This is a genomic window from Pseudozobellia sp. WGM2 (assembly GCF_017810075.1).
GTDB lineage: Bacteria > Bacteroidota > Bacteroidia > Flavobacteriales > Flavobacteriaceae > JADNYK01.
The window spans coordinates 1-1,740 of sequence record NZ_JADNYK010000022.1 but is presented as its reverse complement, the minus strand read 5'-3'; the positions used below and the strand labels follow the sequence as shown (position 1 = coordinate 1,740).

General features: G+C 54.4%; 2 tRNA genes and 1 rRNA gene. All 3 read left to right on the top strand.

The features are described 5' to 3' along the window. Positions 1-1,258: ribosomal RNA gene (locus tag IV512_RS19600) — 16S ribosomal RNA — on the top strand; the annotation flags it as partial. A gap of 183 nt (positions 1,259-1,441) precedes the next feature. Beyond that, positions 1,442-1,515: transfer RNA gene (locus IV512_RS19595), tRNA-Ile, on the top strand. Positions 1,516-1,665: 150 nt separating this feature from the next. Beyond that, positions 1,666-1,739 (top strand) — tRNA-Ala (locus IV512_RS19590). Position 1,740 lies beyond the last annotated feature (1 nt).

Here is a 1,740-nt window from a genome sequence, read left to right as displayed (position 1 = left end):
CACCAAGGCATCGATGGTTAGGGGCCCTGAGAGGGGGATCCCCCACACTGGTACTGAGACACGGACCAGACTCCTACGGGAGGCAGCAGTGAGGAATATTGGACAATGGAGGGAACTCTGATCCAGCCATGCCGCGTGCGGGAAGAAGGCCCTATGGGTCGTAAACCGCTTTTATACGGGAAGAAAAAGGGCTACGTGTAGCCTGTTGACGGTACCGTAAGAATAAGGACCGGCTAACTCCGTGCCAGCAGCCGCGGTAATACGGAGGGTCCGAGCGTTATCCGGAATCATTGGGTTTAAAGGGTCCGTAGGCGGGCCGTTAAGTCAGGGGTGAAAGTCTGCGGCTCAACCGTAGAACTGCCCTTGATACTGGCGGTCTTGAGTCATATTGGAGTGGGCGGAATATGTAGTGTAGCGGTGAAATGCATAGATATTACATAGAACACCGATCGCGAAGGCAGCTCACTAAGTATGTACTGACGCTGATGGACGAAAGCGTGGGGAGCGAACAGGATTAGATACCCTGGTAGTCCACGCCGTAAACGATGGATACTAGCTGTCCGGGTCCTTGAGACCTGGGCGGCCAAGCGAAAGTGATAAGTATCCCACCTGGGGAGTACGTTCGCAAGAATGAAACTCAAAGGAATTGACGGGGGCCCGCACAAGCGGTGGAGCATGTGGTTTAATTCGATGATACGCGAGGAACCTTACCAGGGCTTAAATGCATTTTGACAGGGTCAGAGATGACCTTTCCTTCGGGCAATTTGCAAGGTGCTGCATGGTTGTCGTCAGCTCGTGCCGTGAGGTGTCAGGTTAAGTCCTATAACGAGCGCAACCCCTACCGTTAGTTGCCAGCATGTCATGATGGGGACTCTAACGGGACTGCCGGTGCAAACCGTGAGGAAGGTGGGGACGACGTCAAATCATCACGGCCCTTACGTCCTGGGCCACACACGTGCTACAATGGCAGGTACAGCGGGAAGCCACTGCGCAAGCAGGAGCGGATCCACAAAACCTGTCACAGTTCGGATCGGGGTCTGCAACCCGACCCCGTGAAGCTGGAATCGCTAGTAATCGGATATCAGCCATGATCCGGTGAATACGTTCCCGGGCCTTGTACACACCGCCCGTCAAGCCATGGAAGCCGGGAGTGCCTGAAGTCCGTCACCGCAAGGAGCGGCCTAGGGCAAGATCGGTAACTAGGGCTAAGTCGTAACAAGGTAGCCGTACCGGAAGGTGCGGCTGGAACACCTCCTTTCTAGAGCTTTCCGCGACGATGTCGCGGAAGGGCGACCTCGCCGATAGGTGCACCGACCGTGCCCCGTCCCCTTTCTGTATTCTTAACCGATTTTCCGAAAAGCGTTCATATGGCAAGTATGTGAAGAAGTCTCTATGGTATAATAATAATAGGAAACGGTCGTCCGCGAGGATGGTCCGGGACAGTCCCGTAGCTCAGCTGGTTAGAGCGCTACACTGATAATGTAGAGGTCGGCAGTTCGAGTCTGCCCGGGACTACATGGTGCCGAAGGGCGCGACGTTCATTGAGAATAGGGAACATTGGAAATTTTAGAGGTTGGGAAACCAGTTTGCAGTACGCAGTTCGCAGTACGCAGTACGCAGCATAATGACTGAATACTGAACACTGATCGCTGATACTTTAAAGACGGGGGATTAGCTCAGCTGGCTAGAGCGCCTGCCTTGCACGCAGGAGGTCATCGGTTCGACTCCGATATTCTCCAC